General features: G+C 64.1%; 16 protein-coding genes. 10 read left to right on the top strand and 6 right to left on the bottom strand.

What is annotated here, in order from left to right; genetic code table 11:
- Positions 1 to 71 precede the first annotated feature (71 nt).
- Complete coding sequence (locus tag D8Y22_RS16425) at positions 72 to 695, top strand: DUF6149 family protein (protein ID WP_141465766.1); 624 nt, start codon at positions 72 to 74, stop codon at positions 693 to 695.
- An 85-nt stretch (positions 696 to 780) separates the two neighbouring features.
- Positions 781 to 2,046, top strand: coding sequence for an MFS transporter (locus D8Y22_RS16420; RefSeq protein WP_141465765.1), 1,266 nt, complete (start codon positions 781 to 783; stop codon positions 2,044 to 2,046).
- 43 nt (positions 2,047 to 2,089) lie between these two features.
- Here the strand turns inward: D8Y22_RS16420 and D8Y22_RS16415 are convergent, their stop codons facing one another.
- A complete protein-coding gene (locus D8Y22_RS16415) occupies positions 2,090 to 3,439 on the bottom strand; it encodes an ABC transporter substrate-binding protein (protein WP_141465764.1) in 1,350 nt (449 codons plus the stop codon).
- Between the two features lie 219 nt (positions 3,440 to 3,658).
- Positions 3,659 to 4,999, bottom strand: coding sequence for an ABC transporter substrate-binding protein (locus D8Y22_RS16410; protein WP_141465763.1), 1,341 nt, complete (start codon positions 4,997 to 4,999; stop codon positions 3,659 to 3,661).
- A gap of 275 nt (positions 5,000 to 5,274) precedes the next feature.
- On the opposite strand from D8Y22_RS16410, the gene D8Y22_RS16405 reads away from it, so the two are divergent.
- From D8Y22_RS16405 to D8Y22_RS16395, 3 genes are all read left to right on the top strand, one after another.
- Complete coding sequence (locus tag D8Y22_RS16405; RefSeq protein ID WP_141465762.1) at positions 5,275 to 8,370, top strand: methyl-accepting chemotaxis protein; 3,096 nt, start codon at positions 5,275 to 5,277, stop codon at positions 8,368 to 8,370.
- Positions 8,371 to 8,475: 105 nt separating this feature from the next.
- A complete protein-coding gene (locus D8Y22_RS16400; protein WP_141465761.1) occupies positions 8,476 to 9,357 on the top strand; it encodes a homoserine kinase in 882 nt (293 codons plus the stop codon).
- A 1-nt stretch (position 9,358) separates the two neighbouring features.
- The gene (locus tag D8Y22_RS16395; protein WP_141465760.1) at positions 9,359 to 9,709 is read left to right on the top strand and encodes a hypothetical protein; all 351 of its coding nucleotides are present in this window, start codon (positions 9,359 to 9,361) and stop codon (positions 9,707 to 9,709) included.
- Positions 9,710 to 9,759: 50 nt separating this feature from the next.
- On the opposite strand, the gene D8Y22_RS16390 is transcribed toward D8Y22_RS16395, so the two are convergent.
- The gene (locus tag D8Y22_RS16390) at positions 9,760 to 10,020 is read right to left on the bottom strand and encodes a hypothetical protein (RefSeq protein WP_174811886.1); all 261 of its coding nucleotides are present in this window, start codon (positions 10,018 to 10,020) and stop codon (positions 9,760 to 9,762) included.
- Positions 10,021 to 10,269: 249 nt separating this feature from the next.
- Positions 10,270 to 11,178: a pyridoxal 5'-phosphate synthase lyase subunit PdxS gene (gene pdxS, locus D8Y22_RS16385; RefSeq protein WP_141465758.1), complete on the bottom strand. Its 909-nt coding sequence runs from the start codon at positions 11,176 to 11,178 to the stop codon at positions 10,270 to 10,272.
- Positions 11,179 to 11,441: 263 nt separating this feature from the next.
- Between pdxS and D8Y22_RS16380 the strand changes: the two genes are divergently transcribed.
- Together D8Y22_RS16380 and D8Y22_RS16375 are read left to right on the top strand one after the other, a co-directional pair.
- Positions 11,442 to 13,037, top strand: coding sequence for a methyl-accepting chemotaxis protein (locus tag D8Y22_RS16380; protein WP_174811885.1), 1,596 nt, complete (start codon positions 11,442 to 11,444; stop codon positions 13,035 to 13,037).
- 70 nt (positions 13,038 to 13,107) lie between these two features.
- The gene (locus D8Y22_RS16375; RefSeq protein ID WP_141465756.1) at positions 13,108 to 13,791 is read left to right on the top strand and encodes a DUF1405 domain-containing protein; all 684 of its coding nucleotides are present in this window, start codon (positions 13,108 to 13,110) and stop codon (positions 13,789 to 13,791) included.
- 223 nt (positions 13,792 to 14,014) lie between these two features.
- On the opposite strand, the gene D8Y22_RS16370 is transcribed toward D8Y22_RS16375, so the two are convergent.
- Both D8Y22_RS16370 and D8Y22_RS16365 read right to left on the bottom strand, forming a co-directional pair.
- A complete protein-coding gene (locus D8Y22_RS16370) occupies positions 14,015 to 14,848 on the bottom strand; it encodes a hypothetical protein (protein ID WP_141465755.1) in 834 nt (277 codons plus the stop codon).
- Between the two features lie 911 nt (positions 14,849 to 15,759).
- The gene (locus tag D8Y22_RS16365; protein WP_141465754.1) at positions 15,760 to 18,612 is read right to left on the bottom strand and encodes a valine--tRNA ligase; all 2,853 of its coding nucleotides are present in this window, start codon (positions 18,610 to 18,612) and stop codon (positions 15,760 to 15,762) included.
- A gap of 258 nt (positions 18,613 to 18,870) precedes the next feature.
- Between D8Y22_RS16365 and D8Y22_RS16360 the strand changes: the two genes are divergently transcribed.
- The 3 genes from D8Y22_RS16360 to D8Y22_RS16345 all read left to right on the top strand — a co-directional run bounded on the left by D8Y22_RS16360 (position 18,871) and on the right by D8Y22_RS16345 (position 23,836).
- Complete coding sequence (locus D8Y22_RS16360; RefSeq protein WP_141465753.1) at positions 18,871 to 19,662, top strand: alpha/beta fold hydrolase; 792 nt, start codon at positions 18,871 to 18,873, stop codon at positions 19,660 to 19,662.
- A 184-nt stretch (positions 19,663 to 19,846) separates the two neighbouring features.
- Entirely contained in the window at positions 19,847 to 22,759 is a 2,913-nt protein-coding gene (locus tag D8Y22_RS16355; RefSeq protein WP_141465752.1) for an efflux RND transporter permease subunit, read from the top strand.
- A 243-nt stretch (positions 22,760 to 23,002) separates the two neighbouring features.
- Complete coding sequence (locus tag D8Y22_RS16345) at positions 23,003 to 23,836, top strand: DUF4097 family beta strand repeat-containing protein (RefSeq protein ID WP_141465750.1); 834 nt, start codon at positions 23,003 to 23,005, stop codon at positions 23,834 to 23,836.
- Positions 23,837 to 23,891 lie beyond the last annotated feature (55 nt).

The following is a 23,891-nucleotide window of genomic DNA, read 5'->3' as shown; positions in this document are numbered from 1 at the left end:
GCTGCGATCTCGTGCCGGACTCGTCGATCGCTCCCGGACCCTTCTTTAGGCGTCCTGCCGAATGGACGACTATGAAACTCCATCAAAATGCACGTCACTTCGCCTCACGGAAGGCACTCGAGACGCCGATCGTTCGGTCGGTCGCCACGTCGGGACTCGTTCGCCTTCACACCAGGGTGTTCCTGGGGAAGGCCGACCCCGACCGTGCCGACGAACGCGAGGACCACCTCGACGGACTCTTCGAGGCCACTGTCGACAGCTACCTGCGTGCGCTCCAAGACGGCTACTCGGAGGCCGAAGCCCGCGAGATCACCCACATTCAGGCCAACTTCGACTTCTACAACCACGGCTGGACCGAGATGATGGAGTTTCCGACCGACGAACTCGAGGCCCACTACGAGCGCTACGTCGAGTTCTTCGAGCGCTGGGACATCACGATCGACGAACCGCTGGGCCAGTTCGAGCCACCCGAGGGGCTGCCCGAAGCGCCGTCGACCCCCGAACGACTCGAGGACCCCGATCACCCCCACGTCGAAGGCGGGTTCGCCGACGATGTCTACGTCGAAACTGACGACGGCGACCTCGTCGTCGGCGGGCAGGAAGCACCGGCTGACGTGGACGTGAGCCAGGCCGTCGGGGTCGACGAGTCGGCAACTACCAGCGCGGACGACGCGACGCTCGAGGACGGCTCCTAGACCGCTGATCCCCAATCGGATCGACGCGTTCCCCTTCCCAAGCGGCTAAGTACGCGCGCCGTCGCCTTTCGACGAAGACGCGAGCATGGACGGAAACGATCGGTCGATCGCCGGGTTCACGATGACGGGCCACGCGCTGGTCCACTGGTTCGAGACGTCGATCCCGATCTTTCTCGTGATCTGGCTCGCCGAGTTCGACATCGGCGTTGCCTTGCTGGGACTGGTCGTCGCCCTCGGCTACGCCCCGTTCGGCCTCGGCGCGCTCCCGGCGGGCATTCTGGCCGATCGATTCGGACCGAAGCGGCTCGTCGTCGTCTGTCTCGCCGGTATGAGTCTCTCCTTTCTCGTTCTTGCCACAGCCACATCGATCGCCGCCATCGCCGCTGGCCTCCTCCTGTGGGGGATCGCCGCGAGCATCTACCACCCCGCCGGGCTCGCGCTGATCAGCACCGGCGTCGAGGAGCGAGGCACCGTCTTCGCCTGGCACGGCATCGCCGGCAACGTCGGCATCGCGCTCGGCCCCTTCGTCGCCGCAACCTTGCTCATCACCCTCGAGTGGCAACTCGTTGCGGCGATCCTCGCGGTTCCCGGCCTGGTGGCCGTCATCTACGGCCTCAGCGCCGAGTTCGATTCGACCGCGGCAGTCGAAGACGACATCGACGCCGGCCCGGACGAGGCGCTCTCGCTCGAGGAGCTATTCTCGAACTCGCGGACGCTGTTCGCCAGCGCGTTCGCCATCGTCTTCGTGATCGTCACGTTCGAGGGCCTGTACTACCGCGGAATGCTTACCTATCTCCCCGAGATCCTCCACGGGGTGCCCGCGATGGACGCCCTGGCGCTGCCCGACGGCCTCGAGGGGATCGAGCCGGCCGACTACATCTACGTCAGCCTGCTCGTCATCGGGATGGCCGGCCAGTACGCCGGCGGGAAGTTGACCGATCGCGTCGAACCGGCTCGCGGATTGGTCGGGTTTTTCTTCGCGTTGGCGATCCTCGCGGTCGCGTTCGTCCCCGTCACGGCGATGGGACTGGGGGCGATCGTCGTCCTCTGTGGCGTCTTCGGATTCGTCCTCTTTGGCATCCAGCCGTTCTACCAGAACGCCGTGGCGGTCTACACGCCGCCGGATACTCGTGGCCTGTCCTACGGCTACACCTACCTCGGCGAGTTCGGTCTCGGTGCGGCGAGCATCGCGATCGGCGGCTACGTCCTCGGGGGGTTCTCGACGGCGACGTTTTTCCTCGTCATCGCCGGGTTTGCTCTGGCTGGGACCCTGCTTTCGGCCGCGCTCGCCGCCGGCCTCGGTCGGTTCGTCGGGGCCGACCAACCGCTCGAGGAGGGTGTCGACGACTGATCTCGGCACGACTCGGCGAACACACCGGCCGACTCGCTCGCGGTCAGGTCCAGGGCGGCGAGACGTACTCGGCGGTCGCGTACTCCTCGGGCCAGACGATCTCCTGAACGCCCTCGCCGTCCCGTTCCTGCCACTGGAAAAACAGCGCCTCGTCCTCGTTGTAGACGAGATCGTGTGCGAACTCGTGATCCCGATCGTAGAATTCGATCGTGCCGGTCGCTCCATCGAAGGACGCATCCTCGAGAGCGGTAACGAGATCGTCGGTCTCGAGTTCGCCGACGGCCGCCGCTCGGTCGGCGAACAGCCTGACCGCTTCGTAGGTCGTGTAGCCGGTGTACACCGGCGTCTCGCCGTACGTGCTCTCGTACTCGCCGACGAACGATTGGGTCAGGTCACCGACGTCGCTCTGGGCCGTTGCACTGATCTGACAGAAGCCGTACCGGCAGGCGCCGTCGGTCTGCTCGTAGTAGGTTGGCAGTTGCATCGGCACGTGAATCCCGCCGAATTCGAACGGATAGGGGCGGGGGTCTGGCTCCGGGCGGTTCGGATACGCCCAGTCTAACAGCGCTTCGGTACCGGTGTGAGCCGTCGCGATGAGCGCGACGTCGGCCTCGGCTGCTGTTGCCTCGTCGTACCGATCGACGAAGTCGTCGGTCGCCGGCGGATACCGCTGCTCGAGCGCGACATCGACGCCGGTTTCCTGAAGGTCATTCTGGAGCACCGACCAGGGCCCGTCCGCCCAGTCGTAGTCCTCAGCCAGAACGGCAACCGTTTCCCATCCGACATCGGCGGCGATCCCGTCGACGAAGTCGACGATGCCACGTCCCAGATCGATTTCGTTGGTCGGTCCGACGCGGAAGTGATACTTGTACCGGTCGTAGTTCTCGGTGACGAACTGGCTCGCCACTGTCGTCGCCGCTCCCGTCGTTAGATGAATCGTCTCCTGTTCGGCGATCTCGTCCATGAGCGTGACCAGCGCCGGACTGTCGAAGACCCCGACCGTCACGTCTGCGCCCTCCTCTAAGACGAGGCGATGATACTCCCGGCGAGCCTCGAGGGGGTTCGCCGCCGTGTTGCCGACGACGAGTTCGACCTCCCGACCGAGGATCCCGCCGGCATCGTTGAGTTGCTCGACGGCAACAGCGGCGCCGCGTGCCATCGATCGACCGATAAAATCGCTCTCCGGGTTCGGGGCGAGCACGCCGATCGTCACCGCATCGTCGCCGTCGTCCGCCGTGCCGAGAACCGCTTCCTCGACATCGGTCGACTCGAGACAGCCAGCGAGCGAAACGGCGCCGACGCCGGCACTCGCCGTCAAGAGCCGTCGGCGGGTGTATCTCTCTGTGCCAGTCGGCAACGAGTTGGCTACATTCCCCAGTCCCCGATTTTCCATAGCTTTCAATGAGTTAGCAAATCGCTTAGTCTTTGTGGACGATTTTTCCACATACACCAGGATCAACGCTCGAAAACTCGAAAATCATTGTATCAGCGAGCGGGTAGTCCATTCAGCGGAGACCTCCCGCAGAGACAGACGTGGTACGTGGTATCGGTTCGTCAGTCCGCGAGCACGGGTTTTGTCGTGGATCGCCTCGGGGATTGCCCCCGAGGTACTTCACAACCACGCCGGTGGAACGTACTCGGCCGTCGCGTACTCCTCGGGCCAGATGATCTCCTGGACGCCTTCGCCGTCCTGTTCTTGCCACTGGAAGTAGAACGTATCCCCTTCCCTATAGATCAGGTCGTGTGGATACTCCCCGTCTCGGTCGTGGAATTCGATGGTGCCGGAACTACCCGCAACCTCGATCTCCTCGAGCGTCTCGACGAGGTCGTCGGCCTCGGGCATGACCGTCGAGCCGTCGGTACTCGTTTGTTCGACCGCTTGGGCAAACACCATCGTCGCGTCGTAGGCAAAGTAGCCGGTGTAGACCGGCGTCGATTCGCCGTAGGCGTCCTGGTAGGCGGTTCGAAGCGCCTCGCTTTCCGGCGTGACATCGGGTCCAAGCGGCGCGCTACTTTGTCCGATGGCGTACCGACAGGCTCCGTTGGTCGCCTCGTAGTAGGTCGGTAACTGCAACGGAACGTGGATCCCGCCGAATCCGAAGGGGCGCTGTCCAGCCCAATCGAGAACGGCGTCGGTGCCGGTGTGAGCCGTCGAGATGAACACCGAGTCGATGTCGGCCGCTTCGGCTTCGTCGTAGATAGCACCGAAATCGTTGGTCGCTGGCGGATATCGCTGTTCGACCGCGATGTCGAGGGGGAGATCCGCTCGCTGTTCCTGAAAGGTTTCCCACGATCCCTCCGACCAGCTGTAATCTTCGGCAAGCAGCGCGATCGATTCCCAGCCCAGTTCGGGCGCCATCTCCTGCAGAAAGTCGATCTGGGCCTCACCGAGGTCGTACTCGTTGACCGGACCGGCACGGAAGTGATACTTGTACTGGTCGTACTGGTCGCGGACGAGGTCCGTGATCGCGGTCGTCGCCGCGCCGGCGGTAATGTGTACCGTCTCCTGCTCGGCGATATCCTGTGCCAGTTCGACCAACACTTCGCTGGTTCCGACGCCGATCGTGACATCTGCGCCTTCCTCTAACACGAGTCGCTGGTACTCCCGGCGTCCCTCGAGTGGGTTGCCGTTCGTATCACCGACGGCGAGTTCGACCGGCGCGCCGCCGATACCGTCCTCCTCGTTGAGCTGATCGACGGCAAGCCTGACGGACCGGACGATCGACTGGCCGAGATAGTCCCCATCAGGATCGGCTGCGAGAACGCCGATCGTGATCGTTTCCTCCGTCTCGTCGGCGCTTCCGGCGACCGTCTCGTAGGTCTCGAGACAGCCGGCCAATGATCCGATCGACGTCCCGGCCACCGCTCCGAGCACGTGTCGTCTGTTTGGGCGTGTGCGGACGGTGTGCCGGGCCGCCTCGAGCGACGCCGTCCCCTGGCTCGCATTGGTCATATTGCGTGGTCATTTAGCGCTCTGTTTCTTAACACTACCGGAGAATGTTCCGCTTGTCGAACTGCTTCATTGAAACGGTTGTCGCGGTACGTATTATTTGACGTGTGTTTACGAGATCAGCAATATATTACAGTGATACCCCTCGACCAAGATATTAGATTGCAAACCGATTTTTCTGCTAGAATTACAGGGCGTACGTCCACCGCACTAAATTATCAGTGTCGATAACTTCGGATGACAATTTATGTATCGAGGGCAGCATCCCTCCGATATCAATGGATTTCGTTCGACGGCTCGTACCGGCAGCAATTAGACGCAGATATGCGGTCAAGTTTGGCATCGTACTGCTCGTCTTGGGACTGTCGGTCGGACTTATCGGTTTCGTCGCAACGGCTGGCATTACGACCGAAGTCGAGGATCGGGTCGAATCCGATCAGACCGACATCGCCAGCCAGGAAGCACAGGGCGTACAGATGTGGAACGAACAAAACGAGCGCACGCTCTCGAATATCGCCTACTCCGAGGCCGTCGTCAGTGACGATACGGAAGCACTACAACAGCGGTTCCTCGAGTGGGACGAACACATCGCCGACGACACTCACGGCATCGACTACGTCGATACGGACAATGGAACGATCCTCGCAACTACCCACGGGGATCGCCAGGGTGGCTCGATCGACGACTTCGAGGAGATCGACGCCGATGCTTTCGCCGTGGCCACGGACGAAGTCCCGTGGGTCTCTGCACCCTACGTCGCCGACGGCGAACTCGGCGAGCAGGCAGCCGTCGTCTCCTACGTCCTCTCGGTACCAAACGCAGACGACCGAGCGATCGTCTACACGGCCGAGATCGAAAGCCACGGCAGCCAACTCGAGGACCGCGAGGGCGTCGTCACGCTCGTCGTCGACGGCAACAACGAGATCATCCTCGACAACGCCGGCTACGGCGAGGACTACGCCACCCTCAACGAGGTATACGACGACGCATCGATCGTCGACGACGCCAGAACCGACGGTGCGACGACGCGGCAGGTCCCCGCAGGCACGGCGAACGCACTCGAGATGTACGACTTCCCCGCGGAATCGTACGTCGTCAGTTCGGCTCGCGTCTACGGGACCGACTGGGTCGTTCTGACCCACGAACCCGAAAGTCAGGCCTACGGCTTCGTCCAGACCGTCAACGACTGGGGATACTACGCAACGGCCGGTGGCGTCTTGCTGATCGGGCTGATCGGTGCGGTGCTGGGCCGCAACACCGCAGTCTCGATCGACCGACTAACCCGCAAGGCCGGCGAGATGGAAGAGGGTAACTTGGACGTCGATCTCGAGACCAAACGCATCGACAACATCGGCCGGCTCTACGACGGCTTCGACTCGATGCGCGTGGCGCTGCGCGAGCAGATCAAGGAAGCCGAGGCGGCCCGCGACGAGGCCGAACAGGAACGCGAACGCATCGCCGAGATCAACGACCACTTAGAGCGCAAGGCGACGGCGTACAGCGACGTCATGGAGACGACGGCCAACGGCGATCTCACGGCTCGGATGACCGCCGACAGCGAGAACGAGGCCATGAACGACATCGCCGACGATTTCAACGAGATGCTCGAAGAGATCGAGGCCACCATCGCCGAACTCAGTACCTTCGCGACCGACGTGGCGACCGCCTCCGAGCAGGTGACGGCCTCGAGCGAAGAAGTCCGATCGGCCTCCGAGCAGGTGACCGAGTCGATCCAGGAGATTTCCGACGGCGCGGAGCGCCAGAACGAATCGCTGCAGTCGGTCAACCAGGAGATGAGCGGCCTTTCGACGACGACCGAAGAGATCGCCGCATCCTCGAACGAGGTCGCAGATATCGCCGAGCGAACCGTCCAAACCGGCCAAGAGGGACAGGAAGCCGCACAGGATGCGATCAGCGCGATGACGACCATCGAACGCGAGGCCGAAGACGCCGTCGCCGAAATGCGTCGCCTCGAGCAGGAAGTCCAGCAGATCGACGAACTGATCGCGACGATTTCCGAGATCGCCCGCCAGACCAACATGCTGGCGCTCAACGCCAACATCGAGGCCTCGCGATCGGCAAGCGGCGAGGACGAAGAAGGGTTCGCCGTCGTCGCCAAGGAGGTCAAGGCCCTCTCCGAGGACGTCGCCGAGGCGGCCGACGAGGCCGAGGACCGACTCGAAGGAATCCGCGAGCGGACCGAACAGTCGACGGCCGAGGTCGAAGGGACGAGCGAGAACATCCACGATGCCGGCGAACGGGTCGAAGAAGCCGTCGAAGCACTCGAGGAGATCGCCGACCTCGCACGCGAGACGAACGTTGGCGTCCAGGAGATCTCTGCCGCGACCGAAGAGCAGGCGGCATCGACCCAGGAGGTTGTCGCGATCGTCGACGAGGCGGCGACGGTCTCCGAGGAGACGACCGCCGAGGCAGAAAACGTCGCCGCGGCAGCCGAGGAGCAGACGACGGCACTGACGGAGGTGACCGAGGCAGCGTCGAACCTCTCCGGGCAGTCGAGCCAGCTTTCGGAAGCGCTCGACCGGTTCGAAACCGATCCCGACGCCGAGACGGGGGCCGCGACGCTTGCGCCATCGCTGGCGGCCGAGACGGACTCACCAGTCGATACGGACGACGATCCCGCCGAACCGGGAGACGACGCCGACGGCGGAGTTACGTTCGATGCGGCCGACGGCCACCAGGGCGGCGAGTCACTAACCGACGCCGAGACGGTGCTGGACGAGATCGACACAGCACAGCCAGGGACGGCGAATCAGCCAGCCGAGAACGTCTCGCCCGACCCAGCGCAACCGGCAGCTTCGTCGGCGGAGGAACGCGAAATTGACGAGCGTGACGCCGAGGAGCGTCTCGAGTTCGACGAACCCGAGACCCAAGCCGACACCGAGGCTGATACCGGGACCGACGGTTCGATCGACGGCGCCGACCAGATCGACTTCGGAAGCGGCGACCGAGAGACTGCGGCTGCCGACGCTGACCCGCTCGCCGCCACACCGACGGAGTCGACCACACCAACCGACGGTTCCGATACCGACAACCAAGCGGCCGTCGACGACACCGACGATCACAGCACTGGCGACGACCAGCCGGCGTCGGCCGACATCGAGGCGATCGACTTCGGCATGGAGACGACGACCGACGATCCACTCGCTGACGAGACCGACGATCCACTCGCTGACGAGTCGGTCGATACGGGCGAGGACCCCCTCGCGGACGACGCTGGCGACTCGCTCGCGAGCGAGTCAGACACACCCGGTGAATCGACGAGCGATGCCGACACGGAAGACCGGACGACGACCGGCGACGACGAGGATACCACCGACGACGTCTTTACGTTCGGCGACGAAAACGACGAGTAACGGCCATCGGCGATCGCCAGGACCGACGGTGGCCGCCGATTCGTCTGTCGACTCGAGTCGGCCTCGTTCGCTACCTTTTTGCGTCCACTCTGGCAAGAAATTCGCATGCTTACCGTTCGAGCCCCGGCGACGAGTGCGAACCTGGGGAGCGGTTTCGACGTATTCGGCGTCGCGCTCGGGACGCCAGCCGATGTCGTCCGGGTCGAACGCGCCCCGGAGACGACGATCTCGGTGACGGGTGCCGGGAGCCAGTACATTCCGGAGGATCCGAAGAAAAATACCGTCGGTGCGGTCGCCGACGCGCTGGATGCGCCGGCTCGAATCCGGATCGACAAGGGCGTACGTCCGTCCTCCGGCCTCGGATCGTCGGCTGCAAGCGCGGCCGGCGCTGCCGTCGCGCTCAACGAACTCTACGACCGTGGACTCACGCGCGAAGAGCTGGTGCCGATCGCGGCCGAAGGTGAGGCGCTCGTCTCCGGTGAGGCACACTCGGACAACGTCGCACCGTCGCTACTGGGTGGCTTCACCGTGGTCGCGGACGGCGGTATCACGCAGGTCGACGCCTCGATTCCTGTCGTCGCGTGCCTCCCCGAGACGACCGTCTCGACACGGGACGCCCGCGATGTCGTCCCCGAACACGCGTCGCTGGACGATGTCGTCGACACCGTGGGCCACGCCGCGACGCTGGCCGTCGGGATGACCCGTGACGACCCCGAACTCGTCGGCCGCGGGATGGCAGATCGTATCGTCACGCCCGAACGCACCGCTCTCATCGAGGGCTACGAACGCGTCCGCGAGGCCGCCCTCGAGGCCGGTGCAACGGGCGTCACCGTCAGCGGCGCGGGGCCGGGCATTCTGGCTGTCTGTCGGGGGTCAAGTCGCCGCGACGTTGCGGCAGCGATGCTCGAGGCCTTCGATTCGGTCGGCATCGAGAGCCGAGCCTATCAGACGGCCGTCGGCGAGGGCGCGCGACTGTACCGCGAGTGAGATGGGGACTGGGTCCGACGCCGCGCTCGCGGTCGTCGTCCTCGTCGCTGCAGGCGTCGCGTTCGTTCTGGTCGACGCATCGCCGTCGCTGTCCGCGACTGCCGTCGGTGGTCTCGGGGCGATTGCTTTCGAGATCGTCGCCGCTCGAGATGTCGCGACTGTTCGGCACTACTGGGACCGAGCCGCCGTCCAGGGACTTTCGCTCGCCCTCGCCTTGCTCGTCATCGTCATCGGTGCGCTCGTCGCACCCGAAACGGTACTGTCGCTGTGCTGTGGGGGAGCTATTACCTATCTCGCGTTTCTCGCACTCGTTCAGTCGGGGCTGGTTCCACCGCCGCGGGCGTGGTGGTAACACCGGTGTGAAACGTGTGACCGACGCTCGAGGGCCGACGCGAACGTGTCTTAGCGTCGACTCACCGCGATCCGTCGTTCGTCTTCCAGCGGCGGCCGTAGATCCGGGGGAGAGCGTCGACCGCCGCTCCGTGAACGTTCTGCGGGACGGTCGATATTCTCGTGGACGCGCTGGCCGGGAGCGGGCCGTGTGGTACCAGCGAAACCGCTGTCGGATTGCAGGTCCTCGAGTTCGGCGACGACGTCCCAAAGTTCGCTCGTGGCCGCCGAGATCGCCTCGTCGGGTGCGTCGGCGGCGTTCTCCTCGAGCAACGGGCGGTTTCCGCCTCGAGGCGCTCCGATAGCTGTTCGAACGGTGAGTGTGGCGATACCTGATTCATGAAGAAGACAGGTGATCGACGGAGATAACGAGGCAGCTTGCCGAACGGTCGCTGTCCCGAACCGTCGCCGAAGACGCCCAACTCTCGCGGGGGTAGCCGTCGAGGTCACCGCGTCGCAGGGTAGTGGGCACCCGCCGGCCAGCCGTCTATCTCGCGGTTCTCGGCGCTGTCGGCCTCGAAATCAGACGCCCCGACCCTGCATCTGCTCCTCTTCGGAGAGATCGACGTTCGCGTCGCCTTTCATCCCCTTGCCGAGGTTCTTCGAGATATCGGCGAGTCGTTCGGGGTCGTCCCAGTTGTTGACCGCCTCGACGATGGCCTCGCCCATCGCGGTCGGGTTCTCCGCACCGAAGATGCCGCTGCCGACGAAGATGCCGTCACATTCGTGGTGCATCATGAGGGCGGCGTCGGCCGGCGTCGCGATGCCGCCAGCGGCGAAGTTGACGACCGGGAGTCGTCCCATCTCGGCGGTCTCGTGGACCAGTTCGGCGGGCGCTTCGATCTCGCGGGCGTAGGCCTCGCGCTCCTCGTGGCTCTTGCCCTCGAGTTCGCGGATCGCGCCCTTGATCGTGCGCTGGTGGTGGACGGCCTGGTTGACGTCGCCGGTGCCGGCCTCGCCCTTGGTCCGGATCATCGCTGCGCCCTCCTCGATCCGGCGCAGCGCTTCACCGAGGTTCCGTGCGCCACAGACGAACGGGGCCGTGAAGTCGCGCTTGTCGATGTGGTAGGCGTCGTCGGCTGGGGTGAGAACCTCCGATTCGTCGATCATGTCGACGCCGACGGCCTCGAGAATCTGGGCTTCCTTCGTGTGGCCGATACGGGACTTGCCCATGACCGGAATCGATACCTCGTTGACGATCTCCTCGACATCGGCGGGATCGGCCATCCGGGCGACGCCGCCGCGCTTGCGGATATCGGCGGGAACGGCTTCCAGGGCCATCACGGCGACCGCACCGGCGTCCTCGGCGATGCGGGCCTGTTCTTTGTCGACGACGTCCATGATGACGCCGCCTTTTTGCATCTGTGCGAACCCGCGCTTGACGAGGTCGGTACCGCGTCGCAGTTCCTCGAGATCCGTGCTGTCGGACATGAGTCGCCGTTGGGCCCCACAGCACTTACGCGTGTCCTTTGGCGACCTGTACTGGTGCGTTCGGGATGAACAGTTGTTCGCGAACGGGAGGAAACTGATCGAAACTTGCCGTTAATTTATTTTCGCTAACAGCCAATAAATTGGATATACAGCCCCTCTAGGAGGATCCTGGCCAAAACCTTCATTGGTCGATACGCACCACATAAATATGTGTCATTATGTCGCATACATCGCGGTCATCGGAGGGTGAGGGGGATGGTCGGGTGATCAACCGAGAGTCGAGCGCCGATGACGGGATCGATGGGGAGCACGTCGACGATGTCGTGGGGTCACTCGAGACGGACATCTTGCTCGAGAATATCCTCGAAGCCATCGATGCACCCCTCGTCATCGTCGACGAGCACGGCGAGATCATCGACATCAACACGTTCGCACTCGAGTTCTTCGAGACGACCGAAGACGACGCACTCGGCGATCAGCCGCGATCACTGTACGACGACGACAGCGAGGTGACCGCACTGATCGAGCAGATCAAACGAACGGGTCGGGAGATTCGCGACGACGAAGAGACCGTCACCGTCGGCGGTGAGACGGTCGTCGTGAGTCGAACGGCCGTCCCGTTCGAAGACGGCGACAGGTTCGTCGGTGGGATCGAGATCGCTCGCGACGTTACCGAGGCCGTCCGCGAACGAGAGCGCAAGGCCGCCCTCGAGTCCTACCAGCAGTCGGTGATCGACGACCTCGAGAGTTCGCTCTCGAAACTGGCGGCGGGCGATCTGACGGTCGACCCGACGATCGAGGAGCCCGACGCCGAGTTCGACGAGATACGGCAGATCCACACAGCGTTCGAGGCGATGGCCGCCGACCTCGAACGAGCGATCGAGAATATCCATGCCGTCGTCGAAACGACGACCGATATCTCCTCGGAACTCGTCGAGACGAGTCAGGAACTCAGTACGAACAGCGAGGAGATCGCTGCCTCGATTCAGGAGGTCGGCCACTCGAGCGAGGAGTTAGCCGACGGCACGCAGGATCTCACCCAGAAATCACAGGAAGCGACCGAGAGCGTCTCCGATCTGTCGGCGTCGATCGAAGAGATCACCGCGACGATGGACGAGATCGACACCAAATCCGAGACGGCGGCTTCTCTCGCACGCGACGGGCGCGAGGACGGCCGCGAGGCCGTCGAGCAGATCCGATCGGCCGTCGAGGCGACCGATCGAATCACCGACGAGGTCGAAGAACTCGAGGACCGCATGGCGCGAGTCAACGAGATTATCGACGTCATCGCCGACATCGCCGACCAGACCAATCTCCTCGCACTGAACGCGTCGATCGAAGCGGCAAACGCCGGCGAGTCCGGTGACGGGTTCGCCGTCGTCGCGAACGAAGTCAAGAGCCTGGCCGAAGAATCCCAGGAGTCGGCCGACGAGATCGAACGAATTATCGACGACGTTCAGGATCGGACGGCGAATGTCGTCGGCGGTATCGACGAGATGAGCGGCGAAGTCGCCAACGGTGCAGACGCCGTCGAGACCGTCGTCGACGCCCTCGAGGAGATCGACACGGCGATCGAAGAGACCAGCACCAGTACCGCTGAGATCAGCCGAACGGTCGAGTCACAGGCAGACAACGTCCAGGAGGTCAGCGTCGTCGTCGACGACACCGCAGAACTGAGCGAGGAATTCAACGCCACCATCGAACAGCTCGCCGCCGGGGTCGAAGAACAGTCGACCGCGATGGATCAAGTCGCCGAGATGGCCGAATCACTTAATCGACTGGTCGACGACGCCCACGACGCCGTCGATCAGTTCAAACTCGAGGCCGACGACACCGCCGCTATCGACGATTCCGAGTGATCGACTGGTCGGATCCGCTGATTGTCCGTGACCGCTACGGTTTTGCCCCGGGCGTCCGTGAGATCGACCAATGACGTCGACCAGGGTGCCCGCCCGCGATCCGCTCCCGCGGTACCTCGCGCCCGTCCCGAAGACGGTCGAGGACCTCGGAGTACGCTTCGCGTGGCTTGTCGTCGCGATCAACCTCGCGGGAACGGCCTTTGGCTTCTGGTACTACTCGGCCCAGCTGGCGGCGACGCCGACGGTGATGTGGCCGTGGGTACCGGACAGCCCGCTCGCAACCTTGCTGATCGCGCTCGCGATCGCCGCCTGGAAACTGGGTCACGAACTGCCCTGGCTCACGGCACTGGCGTTTTTCGGAAATATCATCCTGGGGCTGTGGACGCCCTATACCCTGCTCGTCTTCTACGAGACCTACGCGGCCCAGACGCATCCACTGATGTACCAGTTCCTTTTCTGGAGTCACCTCGGGATGGTCGTCCAGGCTCTGGTCCTCCACCGGATCACCGACTTTCCCGTCCGAGGGGTCGCCGTCGCCCTCGCGTGGTACACCAGCAACCTGATCGTCGACTACTTCGTCCCGATCGCGGGTGATCTCCACCACACGACGATTCCGGTCCCTCGAGACACGCCGCTGTTCCTCGGGGCCGACGCGCTGGGCGTCGTCGCCGCCGGTGAAGTGACGTTCACGCTGTTGGCGCTCTTTCTCGCGCTCGCGACGCGTGTCAAGATGTGTGAAAGGGCGCACACGTAGCGAGATCTTGACGCTGTCTGATACGGTCTGCTGTAACGTTTTACCGGAGCGACCGCGAGCCGTCCCACGGTAACGACTTATACGGAGTACTGTAACGATGTACCGGCGCACCCGCCGCCCGGGTCGAGGGTGCGCCGGAAATGACGTACAGTAAACCGTATTACACCAGACCGTATGAGCGGTCGCACGTATACACGCCGTGTCCCGACTACTCCACGACGAGCTACGTGGCGGCCTCGCATCCGATCTCTGCCTGCGTATACCGCTTTTCTATGTCAGTTCGGTCACTGAAGGTGCGAACGTGTTCCGGGTCCAGCCACGCTAGCGCGGTAAGCTTGGACGCAGTCTCCGAATCGACATCGTATTCCTGAATAATCTTCTCGACGTTGTCCACCACGTTACTGTCAGTCCGCGTCGCAATCTCGGCTGCTGACAGTGCCTCGGCGGTCTCCGCGTCCAGTCCGAGCGTCGTCGACAGATCGTCACGTGGCGGAACGTCACCGGGGTCGATCGCGGCCTTGATATCGCCCTCGAGAAGCGATATTTCACCGTCGTCGAGGAGTTCGAGTGCTGCGTCGTAATTCGACATCGCCTGCCGGTACCGGGTGCGGGCGACGGTCCCTTTGCCACGGACGTGTGCAGCGATCGCCGTTTGAAGCAGGCTTTCGGCGACAGAGAGCGTTTCCGTGAGTTCGGCACGGGCCGGACTGGAGGACCGAACTGCCTGGAGGTCGGTTTTTGCAGCCGTCCCCAACTCGGCTGCCCGACGTGTTAGCTCCGCTGACGACGATCGATCCTGTACACGTTCACACTGTGCGATGGCACGTTCTAACTGATCGATCGCGTCGTCGAACGCTCCCCGCTGTTGTGCGTCTTTTGCGGCACGTACGGCGTCGGTTCCATTTTGGAGCAACTCGTCGGGGTCGTCGCTGAACGATCCCTCGTTCGGTTGCTCGTCACCGTGTTGGGAGACTACCGTGGCTGGGACCCTGGTTGTTCCTTTCGAACTCCGTATTCGGGACGAAAGGCCGTATCCCATCTCTACAAGCGTAGACACAATGGACGACCCGACAGCGTTGAGCGTCCCGAATAAGGCGCCCAAACCCGCCACGGTGCGTGTCGAACGGGAATCGTGTAGCTGCTGAAACAGCCGTTTTCGCCGTACGAGACAGTAGACCGGACAAACGAGAAGGTTGAGAAACCACACCGTCATTCCGATCATCCATCCGATAGTTGTGAGTGTGCGTTTCGGTGTCGACGACACCGGCATCGAGTCGTAGTATATCGCGAACGGGCTCACGAACATGGTGGTGATGTACAGAAACGCGAAAAAGTCCTCTACGAATAATGGAGACGTGTCCAGAAAGATCGCAAAAAGGAAAAACGTTACTGGCGAAACAAGTGCGAGCACCACCCAGTTAGTTTGTGATCTGCCAAGTAGTTCCCGTCGGCGGAATGCATAGACGATACCAAAGTTCAGATTGACTATTGGTACTAAACAACTCCCGATCCAGGCAAGACGCTCCAGTCCCCCCTGTTGCTCTGACTCATTGCGTGCATAGACCTGTTTCGAGTCGAGAGAGACGGCAAGGGGCGTTCCGATCCAGGACGCAAGAAACACCCACAGCAGCGCATCGCTTTCGAGTGCGCTGTTGATCCACAGCGAGATAAATCCACTCCCGACAGCAACGAGGAGAAGATAGAACCACGCGTTAGTGGTATCCTGCCTGCGAGCGCCCTCGAAATTACTGCTAGTGGGAGCGGTTTCAGAGCCCGGGTGGTTGCTCTCCATGTCAGCACTCGTCATAGAAATAGCGTAGTGATCGCAAACTTCCGACTACTATCTGATAAGTATTATGACCGATAATATCTCCATATAGTTTCCATTCTGGCAATAACCGTCTATTGACGCCTACTCAGCGGCAGAAACGACAATCATCGCAGTTATCTCGAAAGAACCAGCGACTGTTACTCGAGGATGACGACCGCCGTCTCGGTCTCGATCATCTCGCCCGCGCCCGAGTAGGTGCGCTCGAGTTCGACCTCGAACAGATCGTCCTCGAGTTCCTCGCCCGCGACTCGAAGCACGTTCCCCTCTCGCGGCTCGTCGCCGCTCGAGCCTTCCGAGGCGCTTCGCGCCTCGCGGTCCTCGTCGATCTCGTACTCGCCGCTCTCGATCCCGGCGTCGATCTCACCGACTTTCTCGCCGTACTGTGGACCGACCTGCGAGTAGTCGAGGTCGATGGCGGCGACCTCGGTGGTGATCTCGGGCTGGTCCTCGAGCACCGTCAGCTCCTCGACGTGCATCACGTTCTGGATCGCGTCCGCGAAGCCGTCGACCGCACCGTAGACGGCGACGGACTCGAGGTCGGCGTTCAGCGGCAGCTGGTTCTCGCTCTTGTACCGGCGAAGCGCCGAGATGACTTCCATCGCGGTCTCGCCGGCCTCGAGGTCGGCGTCGTACCCCTGTGGGTCGGGCCAGTCGCGGGTGTGGATGCTGGATGTCTCGAGGTCTCCCGTCGAATCATCCGCATAAACGGCCTGCCAGATCTCTTCCGTCACGTGGGGCAGGAAGGGGGCCCACAGCTCGAGGAAGGTTCGATGCGCGGTTCGGAGCGCGTACTGGGTCGAGGGGTTGTCCTCGCGGCCCTTGGCGATCTCTAAGTAGTCGTCACAGAAGGTGTTCCAAAAGAACGTCCGCAGCCGATCGCGGGCCTTCGCGAACTCGTACTCGGCGAGCTGGTCGGTGAGTTCGGCGACGGCGTCGTCGAGTTCCGCGAGCAGCCAGCGGTCGATCGCCTCGAGGTCGTCGGGCTCCTCGGGGTCGGCTGGCGCGAGGGTATCGACGAGTTTCGAGGCGTTCCAGAGTTTGCGAAGCAACTTCTCGCCGGCACGGAGATCCTTCTCCTGGTACGGGAAGTCGTCGCCGACGGCGGCGCTTGCCGCCCAAAAGCGGACGGCGTCGACGGGGTACTCCGCGAGCACTTCGTCCGGGGCGACGACGTTGCCTCGAGATTTGGACATCTTCTCGCGATTTTCGTCGAGCACGTGGCCGTTGATCAGCGTCGCGTCGAAGGGCACCTCGCTGGTGTGTTCGTAACACTTGACGATGGTGTGGAACAGCCAGAAGGAGATGATGTCGTGGCCCTGCGGGCGCAGGTCGAACGGGTAGAGTTCGGGCTTGTCCATCGTGAACGCCTCGCTCGCTTCGTCCCAGTCCCAGCCCGCGTTGATTAGCGGCGTCAGCGAGGAGGTCGCCCAGGTGTCGAAGACGTCCTCCTCGGGTTCGAACTCGTCGTGACCACACTCGGGACAGACATCAACTGGCGGCTCGTCGCTCAGGGGGTCGACCGGCAGGTCCCCCTTTTCGGCCATGATCTCGTTGTCGCACGCCTCGCAGTACCAGACCGGGAACGGGATGCCCGAGTCGCGCTGGCGTGAGATCAGCCAGTCCCACTCGAGGCCCTCGATCCAGTGACGATAGCGGGTAAACATCTTCTCGGGGTACCAGTCCATCTCCCGGCCGGCCTCGAGGTACTCGTCTTTGTGATCCAGAATTTCGACGTACCACTGCTTGGAGACGCGGTACTCGACGGCGGTGTCACAGCGTTCGTGGACCTGCACCGCGTGGGAGATCTCCCAGCGGTCGCGCAGATAGCCCTCGTCCTCGAGATCCTCGACGATGGCCTCGCGGGCCTCGACCGTCGACATGCCTTCGTAGTCGCCAGCGAGGTCGGTCATCGTCGCGGATTCGTCGATGGCGACGCGCAAGGGCAGGTCGTGGGCCTGGTACCACTCGATGTCGTTCTGGTCGCCGAAGGTACAACACATCACGACGCCGCTGCCTTTCTCCATGTCGACGCGGTCGTCCTCGATGATCGGCACCTCGTGGCCGAAGATCGGAATTCGGGCTGTCTCGCCGACGAGGTCCTGGTTGTCCTCGTCGTCCGGGTGGACGAAGACGGAGACGCAGGCCGGGATGAGTTCGGGTCGGGTCGTGGAGATGACGAACTCGTCGCGGTCGGTTCCCTCGCTGGCGATTTCGAAGGCGATGTCGTTGAAGTGCGAACCCCGTTCGTCGTCTTCCATCTCGACCTGGGAAATGGCGGTCTCGCACTCCGGACACCAGATCGCGGGCGCTTTCTTGCGGTACTCGCGGCCCTTCTCGTAGAGGTCGAGAAAGGAGAGCTGGGAGATGCGCTGGACGCGAGGCTCGATCGTCTTGTAAGTATTGTCCCAGTCGATCGAGGTGCCGAGGTTCTGCATCTTGTCGGTGAACTCGGCCTCGTACTCCGTACAGACCTCGCGACAGCGTTCCTGGAACTCCCGGCGCTCGTAGTCCTGGTGGCGGATGTCCAATTCCTGCTCGGTCAGGCGCTCGCTAGCGATCCCGTTGTCGTCGTAGCCGAAGGGAAAGAGGACATCGCCGTCGTGCATCCGCTGGAATCGCGCGGCGAAGTCCTGCAGCGTCGACCCGTAGAGGTGACCCATGTGCAGACTGCCCGAGACCGTCGGCGGCGGCGTATCGATCGCGTAGGTGGTGTTTGGATCCTGATCGGGGTCGCCGTCGTAGGCGTAGACGCCCTCGTCGACCCAGCGATCCTGCCAGCGCGATTCAACGGCCTCGGGATCGTAGCCGCCCTCGAGGGACGGCTCCTGGTCGCGGGCTGCGTCGCCGTCGTCCGCCTGCTCCGGTGCATCCGTGCTCATGCTCTCACCGCCCGGCGGGGGCGTCGTCGGTGCGTCGAGGTCGAACGTCGAGATAGTCGGTCGATCATGGCTGTAACTGGCCGTTGCTCGGTGAATTCTGGTCGGTGCCAATACATCCGTCGAAACGGGGTGGGGAATGCGGGGCTAGGACGCCCCTACGAAAACGGTCTCGAGCGGGAGCGGGCTGGCGAACGAATCGCCCCGAACCGTGACCGAACGACCCATACACACAGGTAGTGGCGCGAATCCTGTTAGGTGTTTCGCGTTCGTCGTCGCTTCGACCCGCAACGCGACGGGGAACCGCCACGGCCGTCGGAATTCGATATGCCGGCAGCACGGTTACCCGACCGTTCCCCATAGGAGTCGGCTATGGAACGCACGACCGAGGCTGCCCAGCGTCGCGGTATCGACATCGTCGGTCCGTCGGATGCGCGGTCGGTCGTCTTCGTCCACGGCGCGATGTTCTCCCGGAAACTGTGGGCGCCACAGCGAGATGCCCTGGCCGAGGAGTACCGCGTCGTGGCCCCCGACCTGCCGGGCCACGGCGACCGTTCGGACGAGACGTTCGACCTCGAGCGCGCGATATCGGTTCTCGACGACGCCCTCGAGTCGGCGGCTGGCGGGCACGCGATTCTGGTCGGGCTCTCGCTTGGGGGCTACCTGGCGACGGCGTACGCGAATCGCTACCCCGAGAAAGTCGACGGGCTCGTGATCGTCGGCGCGAGCGCGAACCCGATCCGCGGATTGAACGTCCTGACGCGAGCGACGGCTGGGATCGTCGGCCTGGCGACTCGCTTCGACACGGTCGAACGAGGGGTCCAACGGCTGGGCGAGCGCTGGGTTCGCAACCGAGACATCTCACCAGCACAGAAACGAGAGATCGTCGAGTCGGGGATCTTCCCGCGGGAGTTCGCCACGCCGGGACCGGATCTCGCGGGCCGGAACTTCCGGGTGCGCCTCGCTGCCTTCGACGGCCCCGTACTCGTGATCAACGGCGAGCACGACAAGATCATGCGCCGGGGCGAACGTGACCACGCGGTAGTCGGCGACGCCGACGTGGTCGTCCTCGAGGGCGTCGGCCACGTCTGTAACCTCCACCGACCGGAGACGTTCACCGAGGCCGTCCGGCAGTTCGCCCGGCGGGTCGACGCGCCGGTGTAGGCTCCTCGAGCGTCGGTACCGCCCACCTGCATCGACGGTTCGTTACCGATCGTCTGTCACGAACCCGAACGTTTGGAGCAAGCGTTATCACCGTTCGTGTTGGACCGCAGTCAGATGCGTTCTCTTCCCCGCCCGGCGGATCGTCGGCGACTAATCAGGCTGCTGTCTCACCTCGAGCGTGTCGATGGCTGGTGACCTCGCCGCGCGGTACGCCCGCGGGCTGGTCGCCCGCCGGAAACTCGTCGTCGTCGCGGTCTTGCTCCTGACCGCCCTCGTCGGTGCAGGGGCTGTCCTCACCGAGACCGAAGACGCCGGCATCGGCGAGTTCGAGACTGGATCCGAGGAAGAAGCCGCCCAGGAGTACGTCGACACGAATTACGCGACCGGCGACGATATCCTCACACAGATCGTCGTCCGCGACGAGGGCGGTGACGTTCTCACCCGTGAGTCGCTGCTCGAGGGGCTATACCTCCAGCGGGACGCCCAGAACACGCCGTCGATGAACGCGACGCTGTCCGAAGACGGCGCGACGGCCGACGGCGGTTTCGTCGGCCTCGAGAACCTCGTCGCCATCGTCGCGGTCTTCGAGGATCGCGTCGCCGCAGCCGACGGTCCGCCCGAGACCGACGAGCCGACGCTCGAGGAGCAGATCGACGCCCTCGAGTCGCGATCGGAGGAGGAAGTCGAGCAGTTGCTCGCCGACGTCCTCGATCCGGACGGAGAGACGCCCACGCCCGAGACAGACGCGGGCGACGGCGGTGGCGACGCCGAGCCGACCGAGTTCCTGCCGACTGACTACGAACCGGGTTCGACCGAGGCCGACGCCCGGCTCACCCTCTTCTTGCAGGACGACGGGACCGGTGGCGGCACCGAGTCCGAGGCCAGCTCCGAATCCGATGCCAACCCCGAGTCCGAGGGCGCCACCGCGGGGACGGACGACGGCGACGACGAGATTCCCGAGGCGGTCGCCGAGGCCCAACTCGAGGTCGAGTCGCTGTTCGCGGAGCGCTTCGACGACGGCTTCGTCTTCGGCGAGGGAATCACCGACGCGGCCTCCTCGAGCGCGGTCGGGGATAGCTTCGCGATCATCACGCCTGTCGCGCTCGTGCTCGTCCTCTCGATCCTCGCGATCACCTACCGCGACATCGTCGATGTCTGTCTCGGACTCGTCGGCATCGCCGTCGTGATGACCTGGCTCGCCGGCATCCTGGGTTGGCTCGAGATTCCGACGAGCCAGCTGTTGATCGCGGTGCCGTTCCTGCTGATCGGGCTCTCGATCGATTACGCCCTCCACGTCGTCATGCGCTATCGGGAGGCCAGAGCGGGGACGCTCGAGGCGCAAGTCGGCGACGGGATGGGGGCGAACTCGAGCACCGCCATAGCCACCGATCCCACTGGGGGTGACACGACCGGAGACGCCGGTACCGACGCGACCCACAGCGACGCCGTCCGGGGCGTCCGGACGGGGATGGCCCTCGGCCTCGGGGGAGTGGCCTTGGCGCTCGCGGCGGCGACGTTCTCGACCGGCATCGGCTTCCTCTCGAACGTCGTTAGTCCGCTGTCTGCGATACGGGACTTCGCGATCCTGAGCGCGGGGGGCATCTTCGCTACCTTCGTCGCCTTCGGCGTCTTCGTGCCCGCGTTGAAGGTCGAAGTCGACGGCGTCCTCGAGGAACGGTTCGGCCGGAACCGGGCCAAGCCCGCGTTCGGGGTGACGCCCGGGCCGGTCAATCGCCTGCTCTCGGGCGGCGTGGTGCTGGCACGACGAGTCCCGCTCGCGGTCGTAGCCGTCGCGCTCCTGCTCGCCGTCGGCGGCGCCTACGGCGCGACGGGGATCGACACCGAGTTCAACGAGGCCGATTTCCTCCCCGAGGACGCTCCCGAGTGGGCCCAGTCGCTGCCCGGCCCGCTCGCGCCCGACACCTACACGATCAGCGACGACGCCGAGTATCTCGGGGAAACCTTCCAGGATCGGGACTCCCAGGCCGAGATTCTGATACGCGGGGATGTGACCGATCCGACGCTACTGGCGGCGATCGAAGACGCACGCGAGAACGGAAGCACAACGGCATCCAACGCTGGCGGTGGCCCGTCGGCCGCTAACAGCACCATCGACGACCGGCCCGACGGCACCGCCGCCGTCGACGGGCCGCTGACCGTCCTCGAGAACATCGCCGCCGACAACGAGACCGTCGCCGACGGGTTCGAAAACCGTGACACGACCGGCGACGGCGTCCCCGATACGGATCTCGAGGGGCTGTACGATCTGGCCGCCGACGCCGACCCCGATGCGACCGCGACCGTCCTCGAGCGCACCGACGATGGTGCCTACGAATCGGCGCTGCTCACCGTAAGCGTTCGCGGGGACGCTGCTTCGCAGGCCGTCGCCGACGACGTGCGGGCATTCGCGAGCGAGGTCGAGAACGGAACGGGAGATAGCACGGACGCGGCTGCCGGCGGTGACGGCGGCGAACTCGAACCAGCGACGGACGACGAAACCCCAGTAACTGCGATCGCGACCGGCGGTCCCGTCACGACCGCCGTCGTCCAGGACGCGCTGCTCGAGACGCTCGTCCAGGCCTTCGCGGTGACGCTCGCGGTCATCCTCGCGTTCCTGTCGGTGCTGTACTGGGTGCGCCACCGGGCGCTCTCGCTGGGCGCCGTGACGCTCGCGCCGGTGGTAGTCGCGCTGGCCTGGTTGCTGGGCACGATGGCCGTCCTCGACGTGCCGTTCAACAGCGAGACCGCCGTCATCACGAGTCTGGCGATCGGGCTCGGCGTCGACTACAGCATCCACCTCGGGGAACGGTTCGTCGTCGAGCGCGAGCGAGCAGCGACCGACGGGAGTTACGGACGGGGCGAACAGGTCGTCGACGCCCTCGAGACGACAATCACGGGCACCGGCGGCGCGTTACTCGGCAGCGCGGCGACGACGGCGGCCGGCTTCGGCGTGCTGGCGCTCGCACTCGCTCCGCCGCTACAGCGGTTCGGCCTCGTCACCGGCCTGAGCATCGTCTTCGCGTTCGTCGCATGTTTGACCGTCCTCCCGAGCCTGCTCGTGCTTCGGGAACGCGTGCTCGCTCGACTCGAGGGCTAGTCGCTCGCTCGAGAGGTAATCACACTGTCGGACAGAACTATTCGAAGATCGGTCGTGCTCCTGCGGCCGTGGCCCTCGGGAACGGCCGCGCATTCGTGACCGATGTCTCACTGACTGCTACCCGACAGTACACATAAACACCTCGGTGCAGTCGGTGACTCGCATATATAACTACCAGGGGTCGGTTGATCGGTCGCCAGTTGGTTGCCCGGGTTAAGGGTGTCGCGGGTCGTGCGTACTCGTATGAGCACGGACACGACCAGACGAAGACTGCTCGCGGCCGTCGGTGCAGGCGGACTAACCGCGCTCGCCGGTTGTAGTTCGATGACACCGTTCGTCGGTCGCCGAACCGCACGCTCCGAGACGATTTCACCCGATGGCGCGCAACGAGTGGCCGTCCACGGCAGCGTCGGCGAAATATCGGTCGTCGGCGCCGACCGTGACGACCTCGCGGTCGATGTCGAGAAGCAGTCGAGTTCGATCCGCACCGACCTCGAGGAGCTCGTCTTCCGAACCGAACGCGACGACGACCGCCTCGAGTTGCGCTCGGAGTGGGAGGGACGCGACGGCTGGTTCCAGAACCAGCCGACGATGAATCTCGACATCGACCTGCCGGCCGAACTGGCCCTCGAGCGAATCGACGCCAGCGTCGGCCGGGTGGCCGTTAGGGAGGTCGTCGGCGACCTTACAGTCGAGGCCAGCACGGGTGAAGTCGACATCGCTGGCGTCGATGGCGCGGTCGGCGCCCGAACCAGCACCGGCCGTGTCGACATCTCGAACGTCGAGGCCCTCGAGGACGTTCACACGACGACCGGTGAGGTAGACCTCGAGGTGCCGGCGATCGACGGCGACACGGCGATCACGACGACGACCGGCACCATCGAGGCCGCGATCGATCCCGATATCGACGCCGAACTGCACGCCCAGACCAACACCGGTACCGTCGATTCGTCCGGGCTGGAACTGGCCGAGTCGACCCGAAGCGACGACATGCTCGTCGGGACGCTCGGCGATGGCGGCCCTACGCTGCGGTTCGAAGCGAACACCGGCGAGATTTCGCTGACGTCGCTGTCGTAGTGGGTCCGGCTCTCGATACTGCCACAGCGATTCCACGGCATCGTCTCCAGCCAGC

It is taken from the genome of Salinadaptatus halalkaliphilus (genome assembly GCF_006543045.1).
Lineage (GTDB): Archaea > Halobacteriota > Halobacteria > Halobacteriales > Natrialbaceae > Salinadaptatus > Salinadaptatus halalkaliphilus.
Note: the sequence above shows the minus strand (reverse complement) of the source record. Positions and strands in the feature narration are given on the sequence as shown.

What these genes read in the sequence shown, in the direction of transcription:
- D8Y22_RS16425 (WP_141465766.1), top strand. Translation starts at nt 72, where the DNA reads ATGAAACTCCATCAAAATGCACGTCACTTCGCCTCACGGAAGGCACTC.
- D8Y22_RS16420 (WP_141465765.1), top strand. Translation starts at nt 781, where the DNA reads ATGGACGGAAACGATCGGTCGATCGCCGGGTTCACGATGACGGGCCAC.
- D8Y22_RS16415 (WP_141465764.1), bottom strand. Translation starts at nt 3,439, where the DNA reads ATGGAAAATCGGGGACTGGGGAATGTAGCCAACTCGTTGCCGACTGGC.
- D8Y22_RS16410 (WP_141465763.1), bottom strand. Translation starts at nt 4,999, where the DNA reads ATGACCAATGCGAGCCAGGGGACGGCGTCGCTCGAGGCGGCCCGGCAC.
- D8Y22_RS16405 (WP_141465762.1), top strand. Translation starts at nt 5,275, where the DNA reads ATGGATTTCGTTCGACGGCTCGTACCGGCAGCAATTAGACGCAGATAT.
- D8Y22_RS16400 (WP_141465761.1), top strand. Translation starts at nt 8,476, where the DNA reads ATGCTTACCGTTCGAGCCCCGGCGACGAGTGCGAACCTGGGGAGCGGT.
- D8Y22_RS16395 (WP_141465760.1), top strand. Translation starts at nt 9,359, where the DNA reads ATGGGGACTGGGTCCGACGCCGCGCTCGCGGTCGTCGTCCTCGTCGCT.
- pdxS (WP_141465758.1), bottom strand. Translation starts at nt 11,178, where the DNA reads ATGTCCGACAGCACGGATCTCGAGGAACTGCGACGCGGTACCGACCTC.
- D8Y22_RS16375 (WP_141465756.1), top strand. Translation starts at nt 13,108, where the DNA reads ATGACGTCGACCAGGGTGCCCGCCCGCGATCCGCTCCCGCGGTACCTC.
- D8Y22_RS16360 (WP_141465753.1), top strand. Translation starts at nt 18,871, where the DNA reads ATGGAACGCACGACCGAGGCTGCCCAGCGTCGCGGTATCGACATCGTC.
- D8Y22_RS16355 (WP_141465752.1), top strand. Translation starts at nt 19,847, where the DNA reads ATGGCTGGTGACCTCGCCGCGCGGTACGCCCGCGGGCTGGTCGCCCGC.
- D8Y22_RS16345 (WP_141465750.1), top strand. Translation starts at nt 23,003, where the DNA reads ATGAGCACGGACACGACCAGACGAAGACTGCTCGCGGCCGTCGGTGCA.